This window comes from Myxococcus sp. AM009 (genome assembly GCF_013372605.1).
Lineage (GTDB): Bacteria > Myxococcota > Myxococcia > Myxococcales > Myxococcaceae > Myxococcus > Myxococcus vastator.
Genome location: NZ_JABXEP010000018.1, coordinates 1 through 4,879, shown reverse-complemented (window position 1 = coordinate 4,879; position 4,879 = coordinate 1). Strand labels below are relative to the sequence as shown.

1 protein-coding gene is annotated in these 4,879 nt (G+C 70.5%); it reads left to right on the top strand.

Translation table 11 applies throughout. The features are described from left to right. Window positions 1–3: 3 nt before the first annotated feature. A partial coding sequence (locus HV824_RS06885) for a non-ribosomal peptide synthetase (protein ID WP_176422925.1) occupies window positions 4–4,879 on the top strand: 4,876 nt, incomplete at its 3' end.

Sequence of the window (4,879 nt, the reverse complement as noted above, 5' to 3'; positions counted from 1 at the left end):
GCCATGGGAAATGAGATGGACAAGAAGCCCACGCTCACGCGCGAGGAGAAGCTCGCGCTGCTCGCGAAGCGGTTGGAGAAGAAGCCCCGGCCCGCGTTGCCGCTGACGTTCTCCCAGCAGCGGCTGTGGTTGCTGGAGCAGCGCTCACCCGGGCTGCCTGCCTACCACCTGCCGCGGGTCCTGGAGCTGTCCGGCCGCCTGGACGTGGCCGTGCTGGAGCGGAGCCTCCAGGATGTGGCGCGCCGCCACGAGTCGCTGCGCACGCACTTCGGCGAGGTCTCTGGCACACCGGTGCAGTTCGTTGACCCCCAGGCACGCCTGCCGTTCACGGTGGAGGGACTGGAAGACGTTCCGGAGGCGGCGCGTGACGCCGCCGTGCGGCAGCGCATCCAGCTTGAGCTGGAGACACCGTTCGACCTGTCCCGCGGCCCGCTGGCTCGCGGGGTGTTGCTGCGCGTGGCGCCGGAGCGCCACGTGCTCCTGGTGGTGGCGCACCACCTCAGCGCCGACCGTGTGTCCCTGGGCGTGCTCACCCAAGAGGTGGTGGCGCTCTATGTCGCCTTCGCCCAGGGGCTGCCGTCGCCGCTGCCCGCGGTGCCGCTCCAGTATGGAGATTACGCATCGTGGCAGCGGGGCATGCTGCGCGGTGCCGCGCTCGACGCGCACCTGGAGTTCTGGCGCAAGCGACTGGAGGGCGCGCCGCATGAACTGGAGCTTCCCACGGACCGGCCGCGGCGCTCCGCGACGGGAAGGGCGGCGCAGCGTGGGGCCCTGTTGCCCGTGTCCTGGGTGGAGCGGCTCGAGTCCCTGGCACAGGCCGAAGGCGCCACGTTGTTCATGGCCGTGCTCGCCGGGCTCCAGGTCCTGCTCTCACGCTACACCGGGCAGAAGGACCTGCTCATCGGCGCCTCGTACACGAACCGGGGCCGGCAGGAGACGGAAGGGCTGGTGGGCCTCTTCGTCGAGCCGCTGGTCCTGCGAGCGGACCTCTGCGGCCGGCCGGGCTTCCGTGCGCTGCTGCGCCGCGCGAAGGCGGACACGACGGAGGCCTTCGCGAACGCGCATGTCCCTTTCGAGCCGCTGCTGAAGGCCCTGGGCGTGGAGCAGGACCCGACGCGCGCACCGATGTTTCAGGTGCTCTTCGGAGAAGTCGACGCGCCGCCACCGCTCCGCGCGGTGCCAGGACTCGGCGTGCGCGTGCTCGACGCGGAGGTGTCGAGCACCGACCTGGACCTGACCCTGTTGATGTCCCGAGGCCCTGAGGGCCTTGCGCTGACTGCCACGTACAACGCGGACTTGTACGACGCGGCCACCGTTGACGGACTGTTGGGCCATCTGGAGACGCTGCTCGACGCGGCGGTGACGTCACCGGACCGGCCGGTGGAGACGCTGGCGATGCTCCGGGCCGAGGAGCGGCACCGGTTGCTGGTGACGTGGAACGGCGCGGACGAGCCCCTGCCTCCGGGCGCCTGCGCCCATGCGCTGTTCGAAGCGCAGGTCGCGCGGACACCGGACGCCACCGCAGTGGTGTCCGGCGGTGAGGCCGTGGCGTATCGCGAGCTGAACGCGCGGGCGAACCTCGTGGCGGCGCGTCTGCGCACGCTCGGCGTGGGCCTGGAGTCCCGAGTGGCCGTGTGCGTGGAGCGCTCGGTCGACTTGCTGGCGGCGTTGCTGGGGGTGCTCAAGGCGGGCGGCGCCTACGTGCCGCTGGACCCGGAGTATCCAGCGGAGCGGCTGGGCTACATGCTGGAGGACAGCGGTGCTCGCGTGGTCGTGGCGCGGCAGCCGTACCGCGAGAAGCTGGGCGAGGCACCGGGGCGGTTGTGGCTGGACGTGGCTTCACTCACGCCGGACGCGGAGGGGATGACGCCCGAGCCGGCCGTCATCGTGCCACCGGAAGCCGCGGCGTACGTGCTCTACACGTCAGGCTCCACGGGGCGGCCGAAGGGCGTGGTGGTGCAGCACCGCTCGCTGGTGAGCTTCATCCGCGCGGAGTGGCAGGTCTGCCCGGTGGCGCCGGGCGACAGGGTGCTCCAGTTCGCGTCCATCAGTTGGGACACGAGCGCGGAGGAGATCTATCCGTGCCTCACGCGCGGCGGCACGCTGGTGCTGCGCACGCCTGAGATGCTGGACGTCCCGGACGTCTTCCTGGCCCGGTGTGAAGCGGCCGGCATCACCCAGCTCAACCTGCCCACGGCCTTCTGGCACGAGGTGACGGCGAGCCTGGATGAAGGCAAGGCGCGTCTGCCCTCCGGCTTGAAGTGGGTCGTCATTGGCGGTGAGCGCGCCATCCCCACGCGGGTATCGCAGTGGCGGCGGCGCGTGGGCCGCGCCGTTCCCCTGCTGAACACCTACGGTCTCACCGAAGTGACGGCGGTGGCCACGGCCGTGGACCTGACCAGCGACGCGGAGGACTCCGGGCGCGAGGTGGCCATTGGCCGGCCGCTGACGAATGTCCGCGTCTACGTCCTCGACGGTGAGCTGGAGCCGGTCCCCGCGGGCGTGGTGGGCGAGTTGTACGTCGGTGGCGAAGGCGTGGCGCGAGGGTATCTCAGCCGGCCGGAGCTGACCGCGGAGCGGTTCGTCCCCGCGCCCCATGGGAACGGGGCGCGGCTGTACCGCACCGGCGACAAGGCGCGTTGGCGGCGGGACGGCGTCCTGGAGTACCTGGGCCGGGGTGACTCGCAGGTGAAGGTGCGCGGTCATCGCATCGAGCCCGGTGAGGTGGAGTCGGCGCTGCTCGGGCAGTCGGGCGTGCGCGAGGCGCTGGTCGTGGTGCGCGAGGATGCACCGGGCGACAAGCGACTGGTGGCCTACGTGGTGCCCCGTGATGGGCGCATGCTGGAAGGCGGCGAGGTGCGCGCGGGCTTGGAGTCGCGCCTGCCGCGATTCATGGTGCCGCAGGCGGTGGTGGCGCTGGAGCGGCTCCCGCTGCTTCCGAACGGGAAGGTGGACCGCAAGGCGCTCCCCGCGCCGGAGGCGGTGAGGGAGCCCCGAAGGGAGGCGCACGTCGCGCCGCGCACGCCCGTGGAGCAGATGCTCGCGGGCTTCTGGGCGGAGGTGCTGCGCCTGGAGTCGGTGGGGCTGCACGACAATTTCTTCGAGGTGGGCGGACACTCGCTGCTGGCCATGCAACTGGTCGCGCGGGTCCGTGAGGCCTTCCGGGTGGACCTGCCGCTGCGCGACGTCTTCGAGTCGGCCACGGTGGCGGCGCTCGCGGAGCGGATCTCCAGAGCGGTGGCGACCGCGGGCATTCCGGCGCCTCCGCTGAAGCGGATGGAGCGCGGCGGAACGGCGCCGCTGTCATTCGCGCAACAGCGCCTGTGGTTCCTGGCGCAGCTCGACCCGGCGAATACGTCCTACAACCTCTGGGCGCCCGTGCGCGTGACGGGGGCGCTGGACGTCGGTGCGCTGGCACGGAGCTTCGAGGCGTTGGTCCGCAGGCATGAATCGCTGCGCACCACGTTCCGCGCCGAAGGTGGAACGCCGGTGCAGGTCATCTCCGCGGAGACGCAGGTGCCGCTGGAGGTGGTGGACCTGTCCGGGTTGCCGGAGGGCGAACGCGAGGCCGCGGCGAAGGCTCGGACGGAGGCGGAGGTGGGCCGTCCGTTCCAACTGGAGCAGGGGCCCTTGCTGCGCACGGCGCTGCTCAAGGTGTCCGAGCAGGAGCACGTGCTGGTGCTGGTGATGCACCACATCGTGTCGGACTACTGGTCCATGGGCGTCCTCGTGCGGGAGGTTGCCGCGCTCTACGAGGCCTTGTCCCAGGGGCGGACGGCGCGGTTGCCCGAGCTGTCCGTGCAGTACGCGGACTTCGCGCTGTGGCAGCGCGACTGGCTCAAGGGGCAGGTGCTGGAGGCGCAGCTCGCGTACTGGCGAAAGCAGCTCACTGGCGCGTCGCGAGCGTTGGAGCTGCCCACGGACAAACCGCGACCCGCCGCGCAGACGTTCCGGGGCGCGAACCTGCATGTCCTGTGGCCGAAGGCGCTGTGGCGTGAGGTGGAGTCGCTCGGCCGACGCGAGGGCGCGACGCCCTTCATGGTGTTGCTGGCCGCGTTCCAGACGGTGCTTTCGCGCTACTCGGGCCAGGACGACGTGAGCGTGGGGGCTCCCATCGCGGGGCGTTCGCACTCGGAGACGGAGGGGCTGATTGGCTTCTTCGTCAACACGCTGGTCCTGCGCTCGAAGCTGTCGCCCTCGCTGAGCTTCCGCGCGCTGTTGGGGCAGGTCCGCGAGGTGACGCTGGGCGCATATGCGCACCAGGACGTGTCATTCGAGAAGCTGGTGGAAGAGCTCCAGCCCGAGCGTGACTTGAGTCGCAGTCCGCTGTTCCAGGTGACGCTGACGCTTCAGAACACCCCCGCCGCCGAAGTCCAACTGAAGGGCATCACCCTCAAGGGACTGGCGGCGGAGGAGAAGACGTCGAAGTTCGACCTGTCCCTGGTGGTGGAGGAGGTGCCGGACGGAGTCGTGGCGATGGTGAACTACAACAGCGACTTGTTCGAGGCCGGGACGATGGACCGGATGCTCGGACACTTGAAGGTGCTGTTGGAGGCCGCCATCGCTGAGCCGGAGAAGCGGCTGGCCGAGCTGCCGCTGATGGGCAGTGAGGAGCAGCAGCGGTTGGTGAAGGAGTGGAGCGGGACGGCTTCTACGTATCCTCGCGATGCGAGCCTGAGCGCGCTCTTCGAGGAGCAGGTGCAGCGGACGCCGGACGCGGTGGCGGTGGAGTACGAGGACGAGCGGCTGACGTACGCGGAGTTGAACCGTCGCGCCAACCAACTGGCGCACCACCTGAAGGGCATGGGAGTGGGGCCCGAGGTGCGGGTGGGCTTGTGCGTGGAGCGCTCACTGGAGTTGGTGGTGAGCGTGCTGGGCA